Origin of the sequence: Amycolatopsis sp. cmx-11-51, assembly GCF_047608665.1 — a bacterium.
In the GTDB taxonomy this organism is placed as follows: Bacteria; Actinomycetota; Actinomycetes; order Mycobacteriales; family Pseudonocardiaceae; genus Amycolatopsis.
Window position 1 is genome coordinate 1,491,346 of sequence record NZ_JADNQO010000001.1, and the last position, 22,188, is coordinate 1,513,533.

The 22,188-nt window shown below is 67.8% G+C and carries 20 protein-coding genes and 1 pseudogene; 13 read left to right on the forward strand and 8 right to left on the reverse strand.

Annotated features, from left to right (window positions below; genetic code table 11):
• Positions 1 to 74: 74 nt before the first annotated feature.
• Positions 75 to 1,328, reverse strand: a complete 1,254-nt coding sequence (locus ACM6LU_RS07520) for an MFS transporter (protein WP_414936801.1) — start codon at positions 1,326 to 1,328, stop codon at positions 75 to 77.
• Between the two features lie 494 nt (positions 1,329 to 1,822).
• Here ACM6LU_RS07520 and ACM6LU_RS07525 point away from each other — a divergent pair.
• A pseudogene (locus tag ACM6LU_RS07525) lies at positions 1,823 to 2,149 on the forward strand (adenylate cyclase); the annotation flags it as partial.
• A 461-nt stretch (positions 2,150 to 2,610) separates the two neighbouring features.
• Here ACM6LU_RS07525 and ACM6LU_RS07530 read toward each other — a convergent pair.
• Together ACM6LU_RS07530 and ACM6LU_RS07535 are read right to left on the reverse strand one after the other, a co-directional pair.
• A complete protein-coding gene (locus ACM6LU_RS07530; RefSeq protein WP_414936802.1) occupies positions 2,611 to 3,249 on the reverse strand; it encodes an HNH endonuclease family protein in 639 nt (212 codons plus the stop codon).
• Positions 3,250 to 3,436: 187 nt separating this feature from the next.
• The gene (locus ACM6LU_RS07535; protein WP_414936803.1) at positions 3,437 to 4,117 is read right to left on the reverse strand and encodes a hypothetical protein; all 681 of its coding nucleotides are present in this window, start codon (positions 4,115 to 4,117) and stop codon (positions 3,437 to 3,439) included.
• 54 nt (positions 4,118 to 4,171) lie between these two features.
• Between ACM6LU_RS07535 and ACM6LU_RS07540 the strand changes: the two genes are divergently transcribed.
• A complete protein-coding gene (locus tag ACM6LU_RS07540) occupies positions 4,172 to 5,458 on the forward strand; it encodes an adenylosuccinate synthase (protein ID WP_414936804.1) in 1,287 nt (428 codons plus the stop codon).
• Positions 5,459 to 5,596: 138 nt separating this feature from the next.
• Here ACM6LU_RS07540 and ACM6LU_RS07545 read toward each other — a convergent pair whose 3' ends face one another.
• Positions 5,597 to 5,947: a hypothetical protein gene (locus ACM6LU_RS07545; RefSeq protein ID WP_414936805.1), complete on the reverse strand. Its 351-nt coding sequence runs from the start codon at positions 5,945 to 5,947 to the stop codon at positions 5,597 to 5,599.
• A 317-nt stretch (positions 5,948 to 6,264) separates the two neighbouring features.
• On the opposite strand from ACM6LU_RS07545, the gene ACM6LU_RS07550 reads away from it, so the two are divergent.
• A complete protein-coding gene (locus ACM6LU_RS07550; protein ID WP_414936806.1) occupies positions 6,265 to 7,485 on the forward strand; it encodes an MFS transporter in 1,221 nt (406 codons plus the stop codon).
• Here ACM6LU_RS07550 and ACM6LU_RS07555 read toward each other — a convergent pair.
• Together ACM6LU_RS07555 and ACM6LU_RS07560 are read right to left on the reverse strand one after the other, a co-directional pair.
• Positions 7,469 to 9,007, reverse strand: coding sequence for an amino acid permease (locus tag ACM6LU_RS07555; protein ID WP_414936807.1), 1,539 nt, complete (start codon positions 9,005 to 9,007; stop codon positions 7,469 to 7,471). The two genes, ACM6LU_RS07550 and ACM6LU_RS07555, sit on opposite strands and share 17 nt — an antisense overlap.
• 170 nt (positions 9,008 to 9,177) lie before the next feature.
• Entirely contained in the window at positions 9,178 to 10,296 is a 1,119-nt protein-coding gene (locus tag ACM6LU_RS07560) for a glycerophosphodiester phosphodiesterase (protein WP_414936808.1), read from the reverse strand.
• Positions 10,297 to 10,614: 318 nt separating this feature from the next.
• Between ACM6LU_RS07560 and purD the strand changes: the two genes are divergently transcribed.
• The 7 genes from purD (at position 10,615) to ACM6LU_RS07595 (ending at position 17,362) form a co-directional block, all read left to right on the forward strand.
• Complete coding sequence (gene purD, locus ACM6LU_RS07565; RefSeq protein WP_414936809.1) at positions 10,615 to 11,877, forward strand: phosphoribosylamine--glycine ligase; 1,263 nt, start codon at positions 10,615 to 10,617, stop codon at positions 11,875 to 11,877.
• Between the two features lie 150 nt (positions 11,878 to 12,027).
• Positions 12,028 to 12,414 (forward strand): hypothetical protein, encoded by a 387-nt coding sequence (locus tag ACM6LU_RS07570; RefSeq protein WP_409496450.1) that lies wholly within the window; start codon positions 12,028 to 12,030, stop codon positions 12,412 to 12,414.
• Positions 12,365 to 13,006, forward strand: a complete 642-nt coding sequence (locus ACM6LU_RS07575) for a DUF3558 domain-containing protein (RefSeq protein WP_414936810.1) — start codon at positions 12,365 to 12,367, stop codon at positions 13,004 to 13,006. The genes ACM6LU_RS07570 and ACM6LU_RS07575 overlap by 50 nt, the downstream gene beginning before the upstream one ends.
• A 10-nt stretch (positions 13,007 to 13,016) precedes the next feature.
• Positions 13,017 to 14,696 carry a hypothetical protein gene (locus ACM6LU_RS07580; protein ID WP_414936811.1) on the forward strand — a complete coding sequence of 560 codons (1,680 nt, stop codon included), beginning with the start codon at positions 13,017 to 13,019 and terminating at the stop codon, positions 14,694 to 14,696.
• Between the two features lie 4 nt (positions 14,697 to 14,700).
• A complete protein-coding gene (locus ACM6LU_RS07585) occupies positions 14,701 to 15,471 on the forward strand; it encodes an ESX secretion-associated protein EspG (RefSeq protein ID WP_414936812.1) in 771 nt (256 codons plus the stop codon).
• Positions 15,472 to 15,880: 409 nt separating this feature from the next.
• On the forward strand, positions 15,881 to 16,198 hold the full coding sequence (locus ACM6LU_RS07590; RefSeq protein WP_414936813.1) for a hypothetical protein: 318 nt from the start codon (positions 15,881 to 15,883) through the stop codon (positions 16,196 to 16,198).
• Positions 16,199 to 16,243: 45 nt separating this feature from the next.
• Positions 16,244 to 17,362, forward strand: coding sequence for a transglycosylase SLT domain-containing protein (locus ACM6LU_RS07595; protein WP_414936814.1), 1,119 nt, complete (start codon positions 16,244 to 16,246; stop codon positions 17,360 to 17,362).
• A gap of 255 nt (positions 17,363 to 17,617) precedes the next feature.
• On the opposite strand, the gene ACM6LU_RS07600 is transcribed toward ACM6LU_RS07595, so the two are convergent.
• Entirely contained in the window at positions 17,618 to 18,802 is a 1,185-nt protein-coding gene (locus ACM6LU_RS07600) for an FAD-dependent monooxygenase (RefSeq protein ID WP_414936815.1), read from the reverse strand.
• A gap of 159 nt (positions 18,803 to 18,961) precedes the next feature.
• On the opposite strand from ACM6LU_RS07600, the gene ACM6LU_RS07605 reads away from it, so the two are divergent.
• The 3 genes from ACM6LU_RS07605 (at position 18,962) to ACM6LU_RS07615 (ending at position 21,329) form a co-directional block, all read left to right on the forward strand.
• Positions 18,962 to 19,864 carry a TetR/AcrR family transcriptional regulator C-terminal domain-containing protein gene (locus ACM6LU_RS07605; protein ID WP_414936816.1) on the forward strand — a complete coding sequence of 301 codons (903 nt, stop codon included), beginning with the start codon at positions 18,962 to 18,964 and terminating at the stop codon, positions 19,862 to 19,864.
• A gap of 9 nt (positions 19,865 to 19,873) precedes the next feature.
• Entirely contained in the window at positions 19,874 to 21,061 is a 1,188-nt protein-coding gene (locus ACM6LU_RS07610; protein ID WP_414936817.1) for a pyridoxal phosphate-dependent aminotransferase, read from the forward strand.
• Positions 21,062 to 21,146: 85 nt separating this feature from the next.
• Complete coding sequence (locus ACM6LU_RS07615; RefSeq protein ID WP_414936818.1) at positions 21,147 to 21,329, forward strand: hypothetical protein; 183 nt, start codon at positions 21,147 to 21,149, stop codon at positions 21,327 to 21,329.
• 4 nt (positions 21,330 to 21,333) lie between these two features.
• On the opposite strand, the gene ACM6LU_RS07620 is transcribed toward ACM6LU_RS07615, so the two are convergent.
• Positions 21,334 to 22,161: an SAM-dependent methyltransferase gene (locus ACM6LU_RS07620; protein WP_414936819.1), complete on the reverse strand. Its 828-nt coding sequence runs from the start codon at positions 22,159 to 22,161 to the stop codon at positions 21,334 to 21,336.
• Positions 22,162 to 22,188: the final 27 nt, after the last annotated feature.

Genomic DNA, 22,188 nt, shown 5'->3' on the forward strand with positions numbered 1-22,188 from the left:
CGATGGCCGGTAGGGATCAGTGAACTGGGGCGTGCGCCAGATGGCCGCGCGATCGGGCCGGCGCGTGGAACACCTCAATGTTCCGCGCGTGCGGCGTCTTTTTCCTGCCACCGTTCCGGATCACCGTTGAGGTTCCGCCCCCAGCTCAGCGCGAGCGGGATCGTCAGCACCAACCCCGCAAGCCCGAAGAGGCCGACCGTCGACTGCGGGCCGACCTGATCCGCCAGGACGCCGCCGATCAGCGGGCTGACGCCCATCGTCGTGGTCAGACCGGTGTTCGACAGTCCCATCACCTGTGCCCGGCTCTCGTCCGGCACGGCCAGCGTCAGTGACGCCGTCGCCTGCATCAGCGCCACCGTGCCGAAGCCGCCGCAGACCACGAACAACACGATCGACGACAGCGGACCCGGTTGCAGGAAGCAGAACAACAGCGGGACCGCGGTCAAGGCCGAAAGCGGCCCGATCAGTTTCGGTCTGACGTGCGCCGGCACCCAGCGCGAGTAGATGAACGCGCCGATCACGCTGCCGATGGGGTCGGCGGCCAGCAACAGGCCGATGACTTCGGGGCCGCCGCCCGACGAGGCGACATAGGGCGCCGCGATGCCCTCGTACACCGGCAGCAGGCCCATCAGCCAGGTGAACAGCAGCAACGAGCGTAGTCCCGAGCTGGCGAAGACGATCTTCCCGCCCGAGCCGATCGACGCGAAGAACGACTTGCGCTTCTCGCCCGTCGCCGCGGCGGGGCGGGCGGCCAGTCCCAGCCGGACGAACAGCGCCGAGATCAGGAACGTGATCGCGTCCAGCGCGAGGGCGATCTGGGGTTCGAGTGTGGTCAGCAGGAGCCCGCCGCCGGCGAATCCGGCCAACTGGGCCGATTGGACGGTCATGCTGCGGATCGCCATGCCGACGACGAACCGGTCGCCTTCGAGGATCTGCGGGAGCAGGGCCAGCTGGGCGGCCTTGAACGGCGGGTTCAGCAGCGAGACGGCGCCGACGAGGACACACAGGACCCAGAACGGCAGTACCGGGACGGCGACCAGCGCGATCAGCGCGGCCCGCAGCAGGTCCACGGTCACCATCACGGCTCGCCGGGGGAAGCGATCGGCGAAGCCGGTGAGGAAGATGCCGCCGAGCAGCGAGGGGGCGTAGGTCAGCGCGTAGGTGAGACCGGTCAGGGTCGCGGAGCGGGTTTCGGAGAAGACGAGGACCGAGAGAGCGACTCTGGCGAGCTGGTCGCCGAAGATCGAGAACAGCTCGGCGAACCAGAGTGAACGGAACTCGGCTACGCCGAACACCTCGCGGTAGGTGACCCGTCCGGCCGAAGCCATGTTGCCCCCAATAGGGTCCTTATTACGCGACAAACTCGTGACCGAGAGTAACGCGGTCACGAGCTCGTCACGAAGCGTCATTCGTTCACGTAAGTGTCTCCTGACTGTTGGTGATTGGCTAGGTTCTTTCGCCGGGTTTCTGGGGCAGAGATCTTTTTCGAAGGGAGCGGCCAGGAGCCGCCGATGTCCCGAGGGCCCGTATCAAGGTCTAGACCAGCGGTTTTCGGCTTTTCACTCCTGTCGTCAGCAAAATTCGGGTGTAGCCGCGCCGCTCGACTTCGGATTCCGACGGCGTGACGACGACTCACGCGAGCCCTCGCGGCCTGTGCGCGGAGGTGTGTCCAAACGCGCTTCAACTCCGCTGTGCGACCGTCATGGCGCGCTGACCCCATAGGCCAAATGGACGAACAGCCATCGGTCGTGAACACTTCCCGGGCCAAAGCCGCCTTCGAGTTCTTCGCTGCGTCGCTCGACGTCCTCTTCGGATGGTTCTTCGGCGGCTCGAAGAACTGCTCGAACTTCAGGAAGCCGGACTCGTTTCCTTCCTCGGCGCCGAAACGCGCGTTTCGGCCGATGAGGAACGCCGGGTCTTTGTCGCGTCCGGCGCGAGCTTCCCAGGTGAGACCGAGGCGCACACCCTCGTCGAGGCCAGGTTGACCGAGCCGAACGTCGCCCGCGCGTCCGATGTCCTTTTGCGACAGTGCCGGTTCGCGCTCGGCCCGCACACGTCCGCGCGATCAGCCGGGGCCTTCACCCGGCCGCGGACCAACGCGCTTCCGCTCCGGCGGAACGACATCGTCGCGCGTGAGGTCTTGAGGCTGACTCGGCGTCCGCGGTCACTTGATCCCCGAGCAGCGCTCGTCCGGCGTCGGCCGCCTCCACCGTTCCGGTGTCGACGAACTGGTCCGCGCCCTGCGGCGGTATCAGTTGCGGCAGGCCCGCCGACAGCGAGCCGAGCATGGTCCCGGTGCCGCCGGGTCGACGACCGTCGTTCCCTTGTGGACGGTCAGATAGCCGGAGCCGAGCTGGGATTCCGCGCCGAGGGCGGACAAGGCCCAGAAGGGATGTGGCGGGGTGGGACACCGGGTGGCCGCCAGCGGGGAACGGGCGCGTTTTCCCTGCGCCGAACCGATTCACGCTAATCACGCGACTTGAGGGCGGCCCACATGCCGAGCGCCACTCCCAGCCCGCGAAACATCTCATGATCCCGCTCGGCAGTCAGGGGAGTACATGAAGGTCCCCATCCTCGCGCCTGGATGGGGGCCTTCATGTACGTGGGAGGTCAGCAGCGGTTGAGCATGTCCGTCAGTGCGGTCTTCTCGGCCGTCTTGATGGTGAGCTTGTACTTGTGCTTCACCGTGGTCCACATCTTCGCGTAGGTGCACCAGTAACCGGTGGCCGGCGGCTTCCAGGCGTCCGGCGACTTGTCGCCCTTCTCCTGGTTGACGTTGTCGGTGACGGCGATCAGCTGCGGCGCGCTGAGGTCGTTCGCGAAGGCCTGTCGCTGCGCGGTGGTCCACGAAGAAGCCCCGGTGCGCCAGGCGGCCGACAGCGGGACGACGTGGTCGATGTCCACATCGGACGCCGCGCGCCACGTGGCATCGTCGTACGGGCTGAACCAGCTGCCGGAAACGGCGGCGCAACCGCTGTCCTGCTGCACGTTCGTGCCGTCCCGCTTCAGCACGACCTCGCGAGTGTTGCAGCTGTTGCCCTGGTCGGCCCAATGCGGGAACTTGTCGCGGCTGTACCCGCTCGACGAGCCGTCCGGCCGGACGGTCAACGCGGCGAGCTGCGTCTTGGCGGTCGCGGTCGACGGAATGCCCGGGGGTGTCGCTTCGGCGACGCCGACGACGCCTGCCGAGACGATCACCGAGACGGCGAGAACGGTGAGTGAGCGACGAACAGCAAGCCCGGTTGGCATGTTGCTGCCTCCGTGTCAGGTGTGGGGACCAAGTCACCTTGCGATACGGATATGACCTGCGCAACACCATCGGGTGACACCGTGGGCGGCCATTCGTGAACAGAGGGTGTCGCGAACAGGCAGGATTCGGTGTACGCCCATCGAAAGAAATTCGGAAAGTCCAGCGGATGGTTCTGGGCCGGACGGGCTACACCAGCCCGCGGACCAGCCGGAGGTCCTCGGTGTGCCGGTACCAGGTCCACCGGCTCATCGCGCGCGGGTGGACGACGCCGTCGCTGCTCGGCCGGGTCGGGATGCAGCCGAGCTGGAACGCCCGCGCGTACTGCGTCGAAGGCCGTTTGAACAACGTCCCCTTGGTCACCCGGACCATCAGTCCCGGCCCGCTCGCGTCCGGTTCGACCTCGATCGAGCGCGCGGGCCCGCGCAGGACGGCGTGCTCGTCGCAGTAGGCCACCCCGCGCACCATCCCGACCACGCCGCGGCCGACGAGCACGCCGCCGGTGTCGTCGCGGATCAACGGCACCGGGTCCACCTCGCCACGCAGCGCGAGCGCGAGAGCACGCAGTGGCTGGGTCGGCAGGCTCCAGACGCGGGCGACGTCGGAGTCCGGCGAGGACGGCACGAATCCGAGCGACACGCCGGTGAGCTGTTCTTTTCGCAACAGTCGAAGCGCGACCGCCGCGAGGTCGGCGTCGGTGCCCGCGACCACCAGGTGATCGTGTTCCCCCAGCAAGGGATCGATATCCGCCTTGCCGGGACGGCTCGGGACGCGCACCATTTCGACGTCGTCGATCTCCGGGAGGGTGGGCTCGCCCTCCGGACAGACCACCACTATTCCGCGCACCCGAAGGCCCTCCGTTACGCTCATGCACCGGCATTTACCAGCGCCAAACCACAAGTCGCCGAACACCTGGAGTGTCACATGCCGGCCATCGTGCTGATCGGGGCCCAATGGGGGGACGAGGGCAAGGGCAAGGCCACCGACCTGCTCGGCGACCGCGTCCAGTGGATCGTGCGTTACCAAGGCGGTAACAACGCGGGCCACACCGTAGTCCTTCCCGACGGGCAGAACTTCGCCCTCCACCTGATCCCGTCCGGGATCCTCACGCCGGGCGTCACCAACGTCATCGGCAACGGCGTCGTGATCGACCCGGGTGTGCTGCTCGACGAGCTCGCCGGGCTGGAAGAACGCGACGTCGACACCAGCAAGCTGCTGATCTCCGCCGACGCGCACTTGATCATGCCGTACCACGTGGAGATCGATAAGGTCACCGAGCGTTACCTCGGTAGCCGCAAGATCGGCACCACCGGCCGCGGCATCGGCCCCTGCTACCAGGACAAGATCGCCCGCGTCGGCGTCCGCGTGCAGGACCTGCTCGACGAGAAGATCTTCCGGCAGAAGGTCGAGTCGGCACTGGAGTTCAAGAACCAGGTGCTGGTCAAGGTCTACAACCGCAAGGCCCTCGACGCCGACCAGGTCGCCGACGAGGTGCTGGCCGCGGGCGAGAAGTTCGCGCACCGCATCGCCGACACGCGCCTGCAGCTCAACCTGGCCCTCGAACGCGGCGAGACCGTGCTGCTCGAAGGCTCGCAGGGCACCCTGCTCGACGTCGACCACGGCACCTATCCGTTCGTGACGTCGTCGAACCCGACGTCCGGCGGCGCGAGCGCGGGTTCGGGCATCGGCCCCGGCAAGATCACCACCGTGCTGGGCATCCTGAAGGCCTACACGACCCGCGTCGGCTCCGGCCCGTTCCCGACCGAGCTGGACGACGAGTCCGGCGAGTACCTGCGCAAGCAGGGCGGCGAGTTCGGCGTCACCACCGGCCGCTCGCGGCGCACCGGCTGGTTCGACGCGGTCATCGCGCGCTACGCGGTGCGGGTCAACGGCATCACCGACTACTTCCTCACCAAGCTGGACGTGCTGTCCGGGCTGGAGAAGGTGCCGGTGTGCGTCGGTTACGAGGTCGACGGCTTCCGCACCTACGACATGCCGATGACGCAGACCGACGTGCACCACGCGCTGCCGATCTACGAAGAGCTGCCGGGCTGGTTCGAGGACATCTCGGGCTGCCGCACCTTCGAGGAGCTGCCTGCGAACGCGCGGGCGTACGTCGAGCGGCTCGAGGAGCTTTCGGGCGCGCGGGTCTCGGCGATCGGCGTCGGTCCTGGGCGGGAACAGACGATCGTGCGACACGAGTTCGTCTGACCGCCTTCCGCGAGACGGGGCAGCGGTCCGTGAAGGACTCCTTGAGGGACCCAGAGTCCCTCAAGGAGTCCTTCACGGACTCAAAACCGGCGCGTGAGGGCCCCTTCCCTCGGCTGAGCCGAGGGAACGCCTGATACCTCAGGCGAGGTGCTCGACGGCGACGGAATCGACTTCCACGGCGAGACGGTCAGCGCGCGGGCCAAGGGTTTCGCGGCCTCGGTGCAGGTCGCCGGAGCCGCGGACATCCCGCTGATCGTCGCCGCGATGGGGCGGCAGGCGCTGCGCGTCACCGGCGAACTCGCCGACGGCACGATCCCGTTCCTCGCCGGGGCCGGCGGCGCTCTCGAACCTGATCGTCCCGGAGATCGCCAAGGCCGCGGCCGGTCGTCCGGCGCCGCGGATCATCGCGATGGTCCCAGTGGTCGTGACCGACGATCCCGACGCCAACCGCGCCACGGTCGACCGGCCGTACGCGTTCTTCCGCGACATCCCCTCCTGCCGCGCGGTCTTCGACGCTCAGGGCGTGGATTCCGCCGGGGAGCTGGTGATCGCCGGGGACGAGGAGACCGTCGCCGCCGAGATCCGCCGGTACTTCGACGCCGGGGCGACCGAGGTCATCGCGACCCAGAGCGGCATCCGGAGTTCCGAAGAGCGGCTCCGCACCTGGGCGTGTGCTGGGAGACCTCGTAGAGGCCTGAGACGTGTCCCGAAAGCCCCTTTCGCGACATCCAGGGGTCCAGTGGCCTTGCTCACAGAGTTCGTATTGTGCATACTCGTGCGCATAGCGAACACAGCTGGAGGTCTCCATGTCCCCTGTCGCGGCCCGTTCGTGGGTGGTACCGCTCGCCTGGACGGCGGTACTGCTCGACGGATTCGATCTGGTCGTCCTTGGCACGGTGCTGCCCGCACTGCTCCGTGACCACGTCTGGGGGCTGACACCCGGCACGGCATCGGTGATCTCGACGTTCGGCCTGGTCGGCATGATGATCGGCGCGCTGGCGATCGGCACGATCACCGATCTCATCGGCCGCCGGAAGGCGCTGATCATCGCGGTCGTCGCCTTCTCCTTGTGCACCGCGCTCTGCGCGATCGCGCCATCGGCGTTCTTCTTCGGGTTGTTCCGCTTCCTCGCCGGCCTCGGCCTCGGCGGCTGTCTCCCGACGGCGATCGCGCTGGTCACCGAGTACGCCCGCCAGGGAAAGGGCGGCAGTGCGACCACCACGGTGATGACCGGTTACCACGTCGGCGCGGTGCTCACCGCCCTGCTCGGCATCTGGCTGATCCAGCCGCTCGGCTGGCGCGCGATGTTCGTCGCGGGCGCGCTGCCCGCGCTCGTCCTGGTGCCGCTGATGATCAAGTACCTGCCCGAATCCGAGTCCTTCGAGCGGGCGCGGGAGACGCGGGACAAGTCGGCGGCGGACGTCGTCGGCGGCCTGTTCCGTGGCGGGCTCCTGCGCGCCACTCTCGCGTTCTGGGTGACGTCGTTCATGGGACTGCTGCTGGTCTACGGGCTCAACACCTGGCTGCCGGAGATCATGCGCCAGGCCGGGTACCCGCTCGGCGCGGCGCTCGGACTACTGCTCACGCTGAACCTCGGCGGTGTCGTCGGCCTGCTCATCGCGGGCCGGGTGGCGGACAAGGTCGGCGTGCGACCGGCGGTGATCTGCTGGTTCCTCGGCGCGGCGGTGTTCCTGGCCTTGCTGAGTGTGAAACTGCCCGCGGCCGGCCTGTACGTGGCCGTGTTCCTCACCGGCGGATTCGTGTTCAGCGCGCAGGTGCTCGTGTACGCCTACATCGGCAAGACGTACCCGGATTGGCAGCGTGCCACCGGTATCGGCTGGGCGGCGGGTGTCGGCCGGATCGGCGCGATCTGCGGCCCGATCCTCGGCGGCGCGCTGCTGACCGCCGGGATCGCTTACCCGTGGGGCTTCTACGCCTTCGCCGGGGTCGGCGCGCTCGGCGCGGCCGCGGTGACCGGAGTCCGCGGCGGCCGCGCCCGGGAGGCCGCCGCTACCCCAATTCCTTGAGTTCCCGTTCCACGGCGGCGAGTTCCTCCTCGGAGCCCTGCACCTTCGGGCCCGTGAACCACTTACGTGCCGAGGCGAACCACCACACGGCCGCACCACCGAGTACGACCAGGAAGGCGATCGGCGTGTAGTTGAAACTGTCGATGGTGATCGGTGCTGCCTGCGGGAGCATGAACAGTACGAAGATGAAGCACACCCAGACCGTCGCGACGGTCCCGATGAGCTTGCCCCAACGGCCGAGGCTCCACGGTCCGGGCTCGAAGTCGTCGCCCTTGCGCACCCGCAGGAACACCGGGATCACGTAGGCCACGTACAAACCGACAACCGCGATCGAGGTCACGGCGGTGTAGGCGGTCTGGCTCCACAGGTACGGCAGAGCGAGCAGGAGTGCGCCGCCCGCGGCCAGCCACACCGCGTTGGTCGGCGTCTGGGTGCGTTTGTTGATGCGGTGCCAGAACTTCGAACCCGGGATCGCGCCGTCGCGGGCGAACGCGTAGATCATCCGCGAGTTCGCCGTCACCGACGCCATGCCGCAGAACAGCTGCGCGCCGATGCAGATCAGCAACAGGAACTTGCCGGTCGTCGCGCCGGTCGCGTCGATGAAGATCTGCGCGGGCGGCACCCCGGTCTCGGAGCCGGCGGCGCCTTCGTAGTCCTGGATGGCGAAAGTGAGGCCGATGAGCAGGACCCAACCGGCGACCAAGGAGACGAGGATGGAGTTGATGATCCCGCGCGGCCCGGCCTTCGCCGCGTTCTTGGTCTCCTCGGTCATGTGGGCCGAGGCGTCGTATCCGGTGAGTGTGTACTGCGCGAGCAGCAAGCCCAGTAAGAAGACGTAGACCGGTGACGCCCAGCCGGTGTTGTTCACGAACTCGCCGAAGACGAAGGACTCGTCCTGGTGCTTCTCGGGCACGATGATCAGCACCCCGACGATGACCAGCACACCCGCGAGGTGCCACCACACGCTGACGGTGTTCAGCAGCGCGACGATCTTCACACCGAAGGTGTTCAGCAAGCCGTGGATCACCAGGATGATCGCCAGCAGCAGGATCGTGTGACCCGGCGTCGCCTCGAAGCCGAACTGCAGGTCCAGGAAGGCGTTGAGGAACAGGGCCGCGCCGAAGTCGATGCCCGCGGTGACCGCGATCTGCCCGATGAGGTTGAACCAGCCGGTGAACCATGCCCAGGCCGCGCCGTTGCGCGGGGCCAGCTTCGCTGCCCAGTAGTAGAGCCCGCCCGCGGTCGGGTAGCTGGAGCAGACCTCGGCCATGCCCAGCCCGACGAGGATGACGAACAGGCCCACCAGCGGCCAGCCCCAGATCATCGCGGCGGGACCGCCGGTCTTCATGCCGAACCCGTAGAGGGTCAGGCAGCCGGAGAGGATCGAGATGATCGTGAAGGAGACGGCGAAGTTGGAGAAGGTCGACATCGTGCGCCGGAGTTCCTGCGCGTAGCCGAGTTGGTGGAGCCGGGCACTGTCTTCGTCGGCGGGTTCGGCGGCACGGGCGTCTGAGACATCCATCGGGCACCCACTTAAAAGGTATGCGGACAGACCATTGAGATCCGCCGAAATTAGGCCCGCCGATCTGCGCATGTCAAGGTCCCGTCAGGAACTACCCCAGGGTTACGAACGGACCTTTCCGGACAAGATCTGTCAGGAAAGGTCCGTTCATAACACGCGCGAAGCTGCGATCAGCGCCCCCGGAACGCCTTCACGGCCTCCAGTGCGGTGTCCGGGTGGTCGGCGAAGTACCCGTCGACACCCGCCTTGAGAAACGCCTCCTGCTCGGCGAACGCGTCGCCCCACTCGGCGAGGTTCGCCGACGAGCGCAGGTTCTGCGGGAGGAAGTTGTTCTCGTTGCGGAACGTGTACGGCCCGACCTTCAGGCCGGCCTGGTGCGCGTCGCCGACGAGCCTCGTCGGCTGCCCCAGCGCACCGTTCACCACGGGGATGACCTGTCCCTTCTCCGGGCCCAGGTAGTCCGCGTACTTCGAGATCTCCTTCAGGCCCACCGGCGTGACGAGGTCGGCGTACGTCCGCGGGTCGCCCTTCGCGACGAAGTCGGCCGGAGCGCCGGTCGCCGAGGTCAGCTGCAGTAGCGGCACCCGCACCTGGCGCGAAAGCGCGATCAGGTTCGACACCTCGAACGACTGGATGATCACCGGCGCCTTCGGGTGGTTGAGCCCGTTGCGCTTGACCAGCTCGACCAGCTTCGGCTCGGTCGGGTTCTTGATCGAGGAGAAGTAGGTCGAGTGCTTGATCTCCGGGTAGGTCCCCAGCTCACGGCGCAGTTCGCGGCCCAGCCGGCGCGTCAGGTCGAGCACCTCTTGGTAGGTGGCGATCTGGTAGCGACCGTCGTAGAGCCGGTTGTTCGGCCGCAGCTGCGGGATCCGCTCGGTCGCGCGCAAGGTCTTCAGCTCGGCGAGGGTGAAGTCCTCGGTGAACCAGCCGGTGAACGACGCGCCGTCGATGACCTTCGTCGTCTTCCGGTTCGCGAACTCGGGGTGCTTCGCGACGTCGGTGGTCCCGCCGATCTCGTTCTCGTGCCGGGCGACCAGCTGGCCGTCCTTGGTGGGCACCAGGTCGACGTCGACCCAGTCGACGCCCTGACGGTAGGCGAGCTCGTACGAGGCGAGCGTGTGTTCCGGGCGGTAGCCGGGGGCGCCGCGGTGTCCGACGATCACCGGACCATCGTGACCCCTGGCCTGTGCCGACACCTCTTGGGCACCCGTCTCGGCGGCGCCGGCCAGCCCTGTGACGCTGAGTACGGCGAGACCGGACAGGGCGAGCACGCCCAGGCGTTTTCGCATGGTGGGTAACCTCTTTCGACTTGAACGCGGGTACCGCGCCACCCTTGACGCAGGAGGCGTCCGGACGGCGAAGTCGGACCGGCGGGGTGCTGACCGCCGGGTGAACGCCGGATGGAACCACCCGCACGAGGACGGCGACGTGTTCGGGCTGTGTCGATCGGTGAACCCGCGACCGCGATCGCGTCGCCGGGGCAGGTTCGTGTTTTCGCAGGTCAGACGGCGGCTGCCCCGCCGCCACGATAGCGGGGCCGCCGGCCGGGGGCGGGTTTCACGTGGCTCCGCCAACAGGTCCTCACCGGCCCGGTTACCCTGTGCGTCGTGCGCGTACTGGTAATCGGGTCCGGCGCCCGTGAGCATGCACTTGTCCTCGCGGTCGCGGAAGACCCTTCCGTCACCGCACTGGCCTGTGCCCCGGGCAACGCCGGCACCTCTTCGGTGGCCGAGCAGCTCGGCGTCGACGCGGCCGATCCCGAATCGGTCTCCGCCCTGGCCAAGCAGTGGCAGGCGGACCTGGTGGTGGTCGGTCCCGAGGTCCCGCTGGTGGCGGGAGTCGCCGACGCGGTCCGCAAGGCGGGCATCGCCTGCTTCGGCCCGTCCGCGTCCGCGGCCCGGATCGAGGGCTCGAAGGCGTTCGCGAAGGACGTCATGGCGGCCGCGAAGGTGTCGACAGCGCACTGCGAGGTGGTCGACAACCCGGCCCGCCTCGACGCCGCGCTCGGCCGCTTCGGCCCCATCTGGGTGGTCAAGGACGACGGCCTCGCCGCCGGCAAGGGCGTCGTGGTCACCACGGACTTCGACGTCGCGCGCAAGCACGCCCTGATGCTGCTCGACGGCGGCCACCCGGTGCTCCTGGAGTCCTTTTTGGACGGTCCGGAGGCCTCTCTCTTCTGCTTCGTCGACGGCCGCACGGTCGTCCCCCTGCTGCCCGCGCAGGACTTCAAGCGCGTCGGCGACGGCGACGCGGGCCCGAACACCGGCGGCATGGGTGCGTACGCGCCGCTGCCGTGGGCGCCGAAAAACCTGGTCGACGACGTCGTCGAGCGGATCGTCCAGCCCGTGGTCGACGAACTCGACAACCGCGGCGCCACCTTCTCCGGCCTGCTCTACGCCGGTCTCGCGCTGACCACCGAAGGCCCGCAGGTCATCGAGTTCAACTGCCGCTTCGGCGACCCGGAGACCCAGGTCGTCCTGGCGCTGCTGCGCAGCCCGCTCGGCCAGGTCCTGCACGCGACGGCGACCGGCAAGCTCGCCGACCTGCCGCCGCTGGACTGGGACTCGGGTGCGGCGGTCACCGTCGTGCTCGCCGCCGACGGCTACCCCGGCAAGCCGAGGACCGGTGACGTCATCACCGGTGGCGAGATCGAAGGCGTGCTCCACGCCGGCACCCGTCGCCGTGACGATGGCGCCGTGGTCTCCTCCGGTGGCCGCGTGCTGTCGGTCGTCGGCACCGGCAAGAACCTGAAGTCCGCTCGCAAGGACGCCTACGCGACGGTCGAGAAGGTCCACCTGGCCGGCTCGCACCACCGCACCGACATCGCCCTGCTCGCCGCCAAGGGAGAGATCGCCGCCCCGGTCTCGTGAAATCTGGGGTCTCGTGAATTTCGGACGGAACCGTCCCGGCGCCCGGTGCGTCAAACCGGTATTTCCTGCAAAGCTTAGGCAACCGATACATCGGCGTTGGTAGCCTCGGCAGGGCGAACGGTCACCGTGCGTACTTCTAAGGGGTGGGGAATGTCAGGATCGAGCAAGGTCCAGGACCTCGCGTCGGCGGTCCCGGTTCCGCCGTCGGTGGCCGATATCCGGGTTGATCCGTCGAAGCTGCTCGAAGTGGCGAAGATCGTCGAGCAGCAGGTCGACGCGCTGCAGGACAAGCTTTTGACGCGGCTCGACCAGCTGCGGATCGACACCCCGGCCAACGACACCGTCAGCGTGCACGCGACCAGCGTCTGGAACGAGCTGGTGGCCGATGGCGACACGTCGTATGCCGCGCAGGTCAAGGCGTACATCGCCGGTCTTCGCGGGCTGGTCAAGCAACTCCGCACGGCCGCTAAGGAGTACAAAACCAGCGATGCGGACAAGGCCGCCGCGTTCGGGGACCGTGGTGTACACCGGGCGTAGGCCCCGTGTGCTGGTATCCGGCGGGGTGCTCACCCTCGCGCTGGCCGGATGTGCCACGGACACGGGCGGACAGGCGTTTCCCGACGAACCGGCGCTGGCTTCGGCCACGCAGGGCGCCAAGGCGTCCGCGCTGCCCGCCAGGCCTGCCGAACTGAGTCTTCAGGGCGTCGATCCGTGCGCCCTGGTCACCGCTGCGCAGCTCGACCAGCTGAAGGTCAACAGCAAGCCGCGCGTGGCCGCGGAACCGATCGACGGCCCGACCTGTGTCTTCGACGCGGACGCCGTGGAGCCCTTCCACACCTTCTACGTCCGCACGATCACCGCGGACGTAGAAGAGTGGATCACCGGTAAGCGCCGCAAGAACAGCATGACGACCGAGCCGAAGGCGGTCGGCGGGTTTCCCGCCGTCACGAACTACCGCGACGCCGGGAAACCGAGTGATTGCGAGACGCTCGTCGGCGTCGCTCGAGGACAGACGCTGGCGGTGCGCGCCATCACCGTCACCGCCGGCGCGTTCACCATGCCGCAGCTGTGCGAGATGTCCGCGCAGGCGGCCGATTTGGCTTTGCAGACCTTGAAAGCACGCAATTAGGGAGAGCGCCGTGAACGTTTCCGACCTCGCGGGCAGGCTCCGCGATCTTCGGTTCGAGGGCTACACCGACACCGGGATCGCGACCGAGATCGAACGCTTCCGCAGCGGTGACGGCACCGGCAGCATCGGCATCGCCGTCGACGCGCTGAAGTCCGTCGCGACCGCACTCGCCGACACCGACAAGACGCTGCGCGACGAGCTGGGCAAACTCGGCGTGGAATGGCAGAGCGAGGCGGGTGGCGCCGCCGGCCAGGTGTTCACCGAGCAGGCGGGCTTCTCCCAGGACGCGAACTCGAAGGTCTCGCACTCCGCGGAAATGATCTTCGCACAGGGTGAGGCCTTCAACCGGACGCTGCACAAGCTCCCTGACCCGGAAGTGGTCCGGAAGGGCGCGGGCGGCTTGACCCTCGGCGACGTCGTGCTGAGCCTCATCGGGTTCGAGACCGACCACGCCAAGAGCGTCGGTGCCGCGAACAACGCGCGGGCGCAGGCGGAGGAGGCGTTGAACGACTACGCCAAGACCAGCGGCGAGAACCTGCTGACGACCGACACACTGGCCGACCCGCAGGCGATGAACCTGACCCAGAACACGACCGCCGCCGGAGCGGGCGGCGGTTCCGGCACGCTCGACCTCGCGGGCACGGCCACCGACCTGACCCCGGACGGCAGCGTGCGGCCCGCGTCGGCCGCCGTCGAGTCGAAGTACGTGCCGCCGGTCGTGCAGCCCGTCAGCAACCCGAAGTCGCCGTCCTACGACGCGCCGACCCCGGCATACGGTGTCGCACTCGGCGGTGGCGCTCCGGCCCGGAAGACCAGCTCCTCGGTGCCTCATGGCGGTGCCACGGCTCCCGCGGCCGCCGCGCCGACCACGCCGTCCGGCACCTCGAGGCCGGCGCCCACTCCAGGCGGCGCCTGGGTGACACCGAATCGGCCCGCACCGCAGCCCGAAGCGGGCAGGCCGTCGTACCCGATCACGGGATCGCCCGGCTCTCCGCCGTTCATCCCGCCGGGTGCGCCGAACCTGCCGCCGGGTTCCACGAACGTCCCGCCGGGCCAGTCCACCGGGAGCTTGCCGCCGAGCAACAGCACCACGTCGGCACAGCCGGCGGGCAAGTCGTTCGGCACCGGCCCCGGTATCGACGGCGCTCTCGGCAAGGGCCCCGGTTCCAGCTCGGGCCCCGGCGTCTTCGGTGGCGTCGGCGGGAGCACCGGCGGCGGCGACCAGGCCATGGGCAAGGGCCGCACGGTGGGCACCGGACCGCAGGCGCCGCTGGCCGCCGGAAACGAGTCCGGCCGCGGCTTCCCGGCCGTCCCGAAGATCACCGGCCCGGCCGCGGGCGACCTGGGCGCCGGTGCCGCCGCGCTCGGCGCCGGTGCCGCGGGCGGCGCGCTGAGCGGTGACAAGGAACGCGACCGCCGTCCCCGTCCGGAAGGCGGCGGTGTGAAGCCGACCCGTCAGCTGCCGATCGGCGAGCTTCCCGAAGAGGAGGCCATGCGGCGCTCGGAGAAGATCGGCGCGAAGCAGCCGAAGGCCGAGTCGAAGTTCATGGAGCGCGCGGCCACCCAGGACGTCGAAGAGGACGCGGAGCACATCCGCCGCTACGGCGTCGACGACAAGGACCTGTTCACCGACGAGCGCATGGTGTCGCCCGACGTCATCGGTGACCACGGCAACTCCGAAGCGCGCTGAACCTGTGTCGAACGAAAACGGCAGCCTGGTGCTGTCCGCACTCGAGTTCGAGATGCTTTGGGAAGCCGAACGGCTGCCCCGTCGCCATGTCGCGCTCGACGTGCCGAGCCCCGGAACGACCCGCACGGAGCGGGCGGCACTGATCGAAGAGGCCTGGGAATCCCTGCGCGAACGAGGCCTCGCGCGGGGGTACCAGGCCTCGGGCGAGCTGGTCGACATGCTGAACCTGTTCGCGCACCCCCGGGTCGCGATCGACGTCTGGGTGTGGACCGACCGCGAGATCAAGGGCCAGGCCGTCAGTGTCGGCAACCAGGCGCTGCTCGGCGTCATCGACTCCGGCCAGGTGTGGCTGATCCCCGCCCGCGAAAGCTCCCTCGCCGAGGCCGCCGTCTCGGTCGCGGGTGACCTCGGCCCCGGCGTCGGCCAGTCGATCAGCATCCCGCACGACCTGCTCCGCGACGCCGACGCCGCCGCCCGCGGCGACGCGAAAGCGATGGTCACCGCATTGGAGGATCTGGACGTCCCGTTGTGGCAGGCCCAGGAAGTGGCGGGAATGCTCCTCGGCCAGGAGGCCCGCGGCCAGTTCGGCGTCGAACGCGCGGGCCGCGACGGCCGCCCTCGCCGCGCGGACAGCGTGGTCGCCTTCTACGACACGGACGCGGGGCGGTACCTGTTCCAGGTCGCGCGGAACCGGGACGGGCGGGAGTGGGCGACCATCACACCGGCAGACAACCAGCTGCTGGTGACGCGGATCCGGGAAGTCTCCGACTTCTGAGGCAGGGCTTGGGAAGCCCGGACATGACGGCTTCGGCGAATGCTTCAGCCAGGGGACAGACGGATTTCAAGTCCGTCTCCCGCGCGGCGCTGAACGACACGGTCACCCCGCCGGAATCGCGAACGGAAGCCCTCATCGTGGGCGAATCCCGGATGGGCCTGCTTCAAAGCGACAAGGCGCCCGACCTGCCGGGGTTCACCCGGATTCAACGGTTTCACGAAGTCTTCCCTCCCCGGATGCAAGCTACAAAGCGTGTCCGGGAGGTCGCAGGCTTATCGGCGGGGTGGAAGTCGGCGTGGAAGCGCACACCGCCCGCTGCCGAGGTCTTACAGTATGCGCGGGAACCGTCCTGATCGCCGGAGCGTCTGATCGGGCGGACACAAGTTTTCCGTGAAGGGGATGACGAACCGTGCCTGTGTACGACCCGGATTCCATGGGGATCGCCGCCGGTCAGGTGGAGAAGCTCAAGGACGAGTTCGAGAAGTCCAAGAAGCAGGTCACCGGCATCGATGACGAGAAGGAAAGCCCGTTCGGCACGATGGGTGGTTCGGGTGACGTGCACGGTGCCGTGGGCTCCTTCAAGGACGGCGTGCACAACGAATTCGACTCCGCGGGGAAGCTGATGGAGGCGACCGCCTTCGTGCTGCGCAAGGCCGCCGGGCTGATCCAGGAGACCGAAGCCGTGCACGTCGACAATCTCAAGCTGCACGAGCACGGCAAGCAGTGAGTACGCGTGAGACGGCCCTGGGGGGCCTGATTCCTAGGGGGCGTTGTGGGCGATATTGATTTCCCGCCGAACTGGCCGCAGGTCATTGAGAAGGCGAAGCAGGTCGCGGGCATCAAGCCGGAGGCCATTCAGAAGGCCGCGGACCAATTCCATGCTGCCGCGTCGCAGGCCGGTGACCACAGCGCCTCCCTGAAATCGTCGACCGACGCGTTGAACGGCGGCGTCTGGAAAGGGCCTGCGGCTGACGCCTTTTTCGACTACGTGAAGCAGATCACCTCTGCCGGGGATCGCGTCAAAGGACACCTGGACGAGATCAGCAAAGACCTGGGCGAGCTTCAAGTCCAGCTGAGCGATATCAAGCGCAAGATCGAAGACGCCAACAAGACGGCGCACGACACGATCCAGAAGTGCATCGACACGGAGAACCCGAAGGTCGCGGCGGCTCGCCAGCAGGCCGCTGACGCCGCGAATCCGGACAAAAAGGTGCCGCCGCCGAACCCGAGCGCCGACCAGATCATCACGGCGGCCAACGCCGCCAACCTGAAGACGGCGAGCGGAGCCGTCGAATCCATCGGTGGACTGCTGACCCAGGCGGACGGACTGATCAAAAAGTCCCAAGAGCTGATGAAGAAGGACGTGGAGGGCGGCGGTTACTCCAAGGTCCCGATGCCCGGCAAGGACGGCACCGTCCCCAAGCGCACCGGAGGTCTCCACACCGGAGGCGGTGGAGGAGGCGGCGGTGGCGGCGGTGGCGGTGGGGGCGGCGGCCTCGGGTCGAGTGGCGGTCCACCGTCGACGACGCCGCCGGGCAACGTCCAGCAGTGGATCCAGGAAGCCATCAAGATCCTGCAGGCGGCCGGTATCCCGGTGACCGAAGCCGACATCAACAAGATCTGGACGATCATCGAGAAGGAGTCCGGCGGTAACCCCAACGCCATCAACAACTGGGACTCCAACGCGGCGAAGGGCACTCCGTCCAAGGGACTGATGCAGTGCATCGACCCGACCTTCAACGCGCACAAGCTTCCCGGGCACGACGACATCTACAACCCGATCGACAACATCATCGCGGGCGTGCGGTACACGTTCTCGCGGTACGGCGGGTTCGAGGGGCACCCGGGTCTGAAGTCCATGGCCGGTGGTGGCGGGTACCAGGGTTACTAGCGCTTGCCCGTCGCTCGTGAGTGGTAAGGACGGTCAGGGCCAAGGGTGTTAGGTAACTACTGCGGTGCGCCCGGTGGCGGTCTCACGTGACTGGCGGGTCAACTCGCGGGATGGGATGGACGACACGCGTGTCCAGAGGGACGTCTCGCTGGAGAGCCCGGCCGCGTGGCGTGTCGTCCATCCCGTCACGCGTGTCGTCCGGCTGATCACATATGCCGTCCAACCAGTCACGCGAAACGACCACTCCCGAGCCGCTCAGTAATCCTTCAGTACCAACGCGTTCGACGCCTCCGTCAACGGCCGCATCGCCGCTTTCATCACCCGCGAGCGGAACGGCAGATAGGGCAGCGTCCGCATCGACTGGATCTGCTTCCACTGTGCGAACCGGGTCTGCTTCCGTTGGTTCAGCGAAGCCAGTGCCTGGTTCTGAAGCACAAAAGGCCTAATTTCCCTTTCGTAAGAGGAAAAAGCCGCGCGGTGATCTTGATGGACAGCTAGCGAACCGGCCAGCACGTATGCCCCGACGAGCGCCAAACTGGTGCCCTGTCCCGAAAGTGGCGAAGGGCCGTAGCCCGCGTCTCCGACCAGCGTGACCCGTCCTTCGCTGAACCGGTCCATCCGGATCTGGGTCATCGAATCGAAGTACAGTTCGCTCGACTCCATTTCCCGGACCAGCCGCGATACTTCCCAGCCCTGGCCGAGGAACCGGTCGGTGATGAGCTTTCGTTGCTGCTCAGGGTCATGACGGTCGAAATCGAGTTCCGGCGATTGGAAGCCGAGTATCGCCCGAGCCTCCGTGTTCTTCCGCGCGCTGTACAGGCCTGCCATTTTCCCCGGCGTCATGTGGAAGGTCTGCCAGCGGTCCAGATCGAGGAAGTTCGGCACGGTGAACACCGCCAGATAGGTGTCCAGGTGATGTGAAAACTGTTTCTCAGCCCCGAAAACCAGCGAACGCACGGCCGAGTGCTGCCCGTCCGCGCCGATCACGAGAGCGAAGTTCCGCGCCTCGCCGTGGGCGAAGGTGACCCGGACACCGTCGGCCTGCTGCGTGATCCCGCTGACCCAGTCGCCGTAGACGTACTCGACACCCTCCTGCGCGACCGACGCCAGCGTGTCCGTGAGGTCGTCTCGCAGGATCTCGATGTCGTCGCTGTCGGTGAGTCCGCCGGTCAGCGTGTGGTCGGTGACCTTCACCAGGGTCTTCCCGGCCCCGTTCACGAACGACATCCCGCGCATGTCCGTGCTCAGCTCCCGAAGACGCCCGAGTACCCCCATCCGGTCGATGACGCCGAGTGCCGTACCGCGGATGTCGACGGCGTGCCCGCCGGCGCGTGGTGCAGGCGCCCGCTCGACGACGGTCGGCGCGAAACCGTGTCGCCGCAGCCAGTAGGCCAGTGTCCTCCCGGCGATCCCCGCGCCCGAAATCAGCACCTTCTGCATGTGAACTCCCCTGTGTACGCTGTTTTGAAGCACTGCGTACAACGTATGACCGCTTCGGTGGAGCCCCAGGAAAAGCGGCAGAAAATCTGAGGCGTACTAGTGCGGCTAGCCGCAGGAAGCGAAAAAGGCAGCGAAGAGCACTAGGGCAAGGAGTCGACCATGACCGATCCGCCCTACCTGCGGATCGCCGCCGAGATCCGCCGCCGGATCGTCGCCGGTGAGCTGCGCGAAGGGGACAAGGTCCCGTCGACGCGCCGGATCATCGCCGAGTGGGGTGTCGCGATGGCGACCGCGACGAAGGTGCTCGCCACCCTCAAGCGAGAGGGCCTGGTCAGCGCCAAACCCGGCGCCGGAACGGTCGTCGCGGGCCGCACCCGGAAAGCCGCGCCGAGGACCGAGGCGGAGCTGTCACGCGAGCGAGTGGTGAAGGCGGCGATCCGGATCGCCGACGCCGAGGGCATCCGCGCGTTGTCCATGCGCCGCATCGCGTCCGGGCTCGGTGTCGCGACGATGGCGCTTTATCGCCATATCACCGCGAAAGAAGAGCTGATCCTCGAGATGGCGGACGTCGCGCTCGGCGAGATCCGCTTCCCGCCCGAACCGCCACCCGGCTGGCGGGCGCAACTGGAGCTGATGGCCAGGGCTCAATGGGCCTTGTTCCGGCGGCACCCTTGGCTCGCGCAGGCACTCTCGATCACTCGCCCGCAACCGCTGCCGAACCTGCTGCGCCACGCGGACTGGGCCACCCGCGCCCTCGACGGCCACGGCCTCCCGTCGTCGACGATCATGTACGCGCACATCACGATCTTCAACCACGTCCGCGGTATCGCCCTCAACTTCGAGGCCGAGGCCGAGAACGAATCCGGAACCGCGGTCACGGCCGACGCCTGGCTCGCCGAGAACGAGCCGATCCTCTGGGACCTGGTCTCCGAGGGCCGTTTTCCGAACTTCGCTGCCGTCGCCTCGCGCGCACCGTTCGACTACGACCTCGACACACTCTTCGAGTTCGGCCTCCAGCGTCTCCTCGACGGCTACGCGGTTCTCCTGGCGAAGGCGAGTTAGCCTCACTCCATGTCCTTTCCTGGCCCAGCCGCACGTTCCGACGTCCCGCCGTTCCACGTCATGGACGTCCTTTCGGCCGCGCAGGCACGGCAGCGCAGTCATGGCGATCTGGTCCCGCTGGTCGCGGGGCAGCCGTCAGCTCCGGCGCCGAGGCCGGTGCTCGAAGCCGCCGAGCGGGCGCTGAAGGACCATCACCTCGGCTACACCGAGCAACTCGGCATCCTCGAACTGCGCGAGGCCGTCGCGGCGCACTACCACCGCACGTACTCCGTCGACGTGAGCGCGCGGGACGTCATCATGACGACTGGCTCCTCCGGTGGCTTCCTGCTCTCGTTCCTCAGCGCTTTCGAGGCGGGTGACCGCGTCGCGATGGCACGACCGGGTTACCCGGCCTACCGCAACCTGCTGAAAGTGCTCGGTTGCGAGGTCGTCGAGTTCGCCACCGGACCCGAGACGAACTTTCAGCCGACCGTCGCACTGCTCGACGCACTGGGGCCGATCAAGGGACTCATCGTGGCCAGCCCCAGCAATCCCACCGGCACCGTCCTGCCACCGGGTGAACTCGCCGCGATCAGCGGCTGGTGTGCGTCATGCGGCGTGCAGTTGATCAGCGACGAGATCTACCACGGGATCTCCTACGGCGCCGGACTCGACTGTGCCTGGCGGTACGGGAACGAGGCGCTCGTCCTCGGTTCGTTCTCCAAGTACTTCGCCATGACCGGCTGGCGGCTCGGCTGGATGCTCGCGCCCCCGCGGCTGCACCGCGCGATCGACGTCCTGACCGGCAACTTCACCATCTGCCCGCCCGCGGTCTCCCAGCACGCCGCGATCGCCGCGTTCACCCAGGAGTCGTACGCGGAGGCTGACGGCCACGTCGAGCGCTACCGCGCCAACCGCGACGCGCTCTTCGCCGGTCTCCAACGCATCGGCATCGACAAGCTCGCGCCGGCCGACGGTGCCTTCTATGCCTACGCCGACGTCTCCGCGTACACGAACGACAGCCTCAGCTGGTGCCAGCGCCTCCTCGCCGACACCGGTGTCGCGATCGCGCCCGGTATCGACTTCGACCCGGTCGACGGCGGCAGGTTCGTGCGGTTCTCCTTCGCGGGTTCGCGCGAGGACATCGACGAGGGGATCCGGCGGCTCGGCGGCTGGCTCACCGGTCAGGGGGAACCCGGAATTCACCCTGAACGTTAGGCAGAACGAAAGCAATTACGAACTCAGCCTGACAACCTGAACTCACCAGGCCCGCTCGGGCACGGTGAGGCAATCGGAGGATGCCATGTTCTGGAAGATCGTCGGCGGGCTGATTGTGGCTTGGGTGGCCTTCATGGTGCTCGGGTCCGTGCTCGGCTTCCTCGTGAAGGCCGTCTTTTGGATCGCCATCATCGGCGGTGCGGTCTTCCTCGGCACGGCCGCGTATGGCGCCATCAAGGGCAAGCGCACCCCGAAGCAGCTTCGCTAAGGGGCTAAGGCTTACGCGCCACCCCGCCGAGCGACGTGTAGTTCACGGGCGAAAGCGGGGTGAAGCGCGGGCCGTCCGGCCACCACAGGTGCGGGTAGGTCAGCCCGGGTTCGAGGAGATCGAGTCCCTCGAAGAGCGACTCGATCTCCTCGCGTGTGCGGTACAGCGTGTCGAGCCTGGTGCCGCTGAAGCGCTTCTCGAGTGACGTCGCGACGTCGGCCGCTTCGGAGCCGTCGGCAGGGTTGTGCTGGTGCAGCAACGCGACGAACGAGCCCGGGGCCAGCGCGTCGACGTAGGCACGGACGATTTCCCGCGCCTCGTCGAGGTCCTGGATGTGGTGGATGATCGAGCACAGGATCAGTCCGACGGGCCGGTCGAAGTCAAGCCGGTGGGTGCTCGCGAGTTCCTCGACGACCTTGGCCGGTTCGGCCAGGTCGGCACCGGCCATATGCGCGAAGTCGTTCGCCGCGAGCAGCGCGCGGCCGTGTGCCTGTACCACCGGATCGTGGTCGACGTAGACGACCCGCGCCTCGGGGTTGTACCGCTGCGCGATCTGGTGCGTGTTGTCCACGGTCGGGAAGCCGGAGCCGAGGTCGAGGAACTGATCGATGTCCGCCCGATCGGTCAGATAGCGCACGGTCCGGATCAGCCAGTGCCGGACCTCCTTGGCCATGACCTGCGCTTCCGGCGCGAGTTCCAGGATTTGGCGCAGCACCACCCTGTCGGCCTCGTAGTTGTCCTGGCCGCCCATGAGCGCGTCGAAGACCCGCGCGATACTCGGCCGGTCGAAATCGACGGGCACGAACGGACGCCGGTCGGCTTGACCTGGCATGGGCACCTACCGTGGACAATTCGGTTC

What these genes read in the sequence shown, in the direction of transcription:
- ACM6LU_RS07520 (WP_414936801.1), bottom strand. Translation starts at nt 1,328, where the DNA reads ATGGCTTCGGCCGGACGGGTCACCTACCGCGAGGTGTTCGGCGTAGCC.
- ACM6LU_RS07530 (WP_414936802.1), bottom strand. Translation starts at nt 3,249, where the DNA reads ATGCCAACCGGGCTTGCTGTTCGTCGCTCACTCACCGTTCTCGCCGTC.
- ACM6LU_RS07535 (WP_414936803.1), bottom strand. Translation starts at nt 4,117, where the DNA reads ATGAGCGTAACGGAGGGCCTTCGGGTGCGCGGAATAGTGGTGGTCTGT.
- ACM6LU_RS07540 (WP_414936804.1), top strand. Translation starts at nt 4,172, where the DNA reads ATGCCGGCCATCGTGCTGATCGGGGCCCAATGGGGGGACGAGGGCAAG.
- ACM6LU_RS07545 (WP_414936805.1), bottom strand. Translation starts at nt 5,947, where the DNA reads ATGTCGCGGAAGAACGCGTACGGCCGGTCGACCGTGGCGCGGTTGGCG.
- ACM6LU_RS07550 (WP_414936806.1), top strand. Translation starts at nt 6,265, where the DNA reads ATGTCCCCTGTCGCGGCCCGTTCGTGGGTGGTACCGCTCGCCTGGACG.
- ACM6LU_RS07555 (WP_414936807.1), bottom strand. Translation starts at nt 9,007, where the DNA reads ATGGATGTCTCAGACGCCCGTGCCGCCGAACCCGCCGACGAAGACAGT.
- ACM6LU_RS07560 (WP_414936808.1), bottom strand. Translation starts at nt 10,296, where the DNA reads ATGCGAAAACGCCTGGGCGTGCTCGCCCTGTCCGGTCTCGCCGTACTC.
- ACM6LU_RS07570 (WP_409496450.1), top strand. Translation starts at nt 12,028, where the DNA reads ATGTCAGGATCGAGCAAGGTCCAGGACCTCGCGTCGGCGGTCCCGGTT.
- ACM6LU_RS07575 (WP_414936810.1), top strand. Translation starts at nt 12,365, where the DNA reads ATGCGGACAAGGCCGCCGCGTTCGGGGACCGTGGTGTACACCGGGCGT.
- ACM6LU_RS07600 (WP_414936815.1), bottom strand. Translation starts at nt 18,802, where the DNA reads ATGCAGAAGGTGCTGATTTCGGGCGCGGGGATCGCCGGGAGGACACTG.
- ACM6LU_RS07605 (WP_414936816.1), top strand. Translation starts at nt 18,962, where the DNA reads ATGACCGATCCGCCCTACCTGCGGATCGCCGCCGAGATCCGCCGCCGG.
- ACM6LU_RS07610 (WP_414936817.1), top strand. Translation starts at nt 19,874, where the DNA reads ATGTCCTTTCCTGGCCCAGCCGCACGTTCCGACGTCCCGCCGTTCCAC.
- ACM6LU_RS07615 (WP_414936818.1), top strand. Translation starts at nt 21,147, where the DNA reads ATGTTCTGGAAGATCGTCGGCGGGCTGATTGTGGCTTGGGTGGCCTTC.
- ACM6LU_RS07620 (WP_414936819.1), bottom strand. Translation starts at nt 22,161, where the DNA reads ATGCCAGGTCAAGCCGACCGGCGTCCGTTCGTGCCCGTCGATTTCGAC.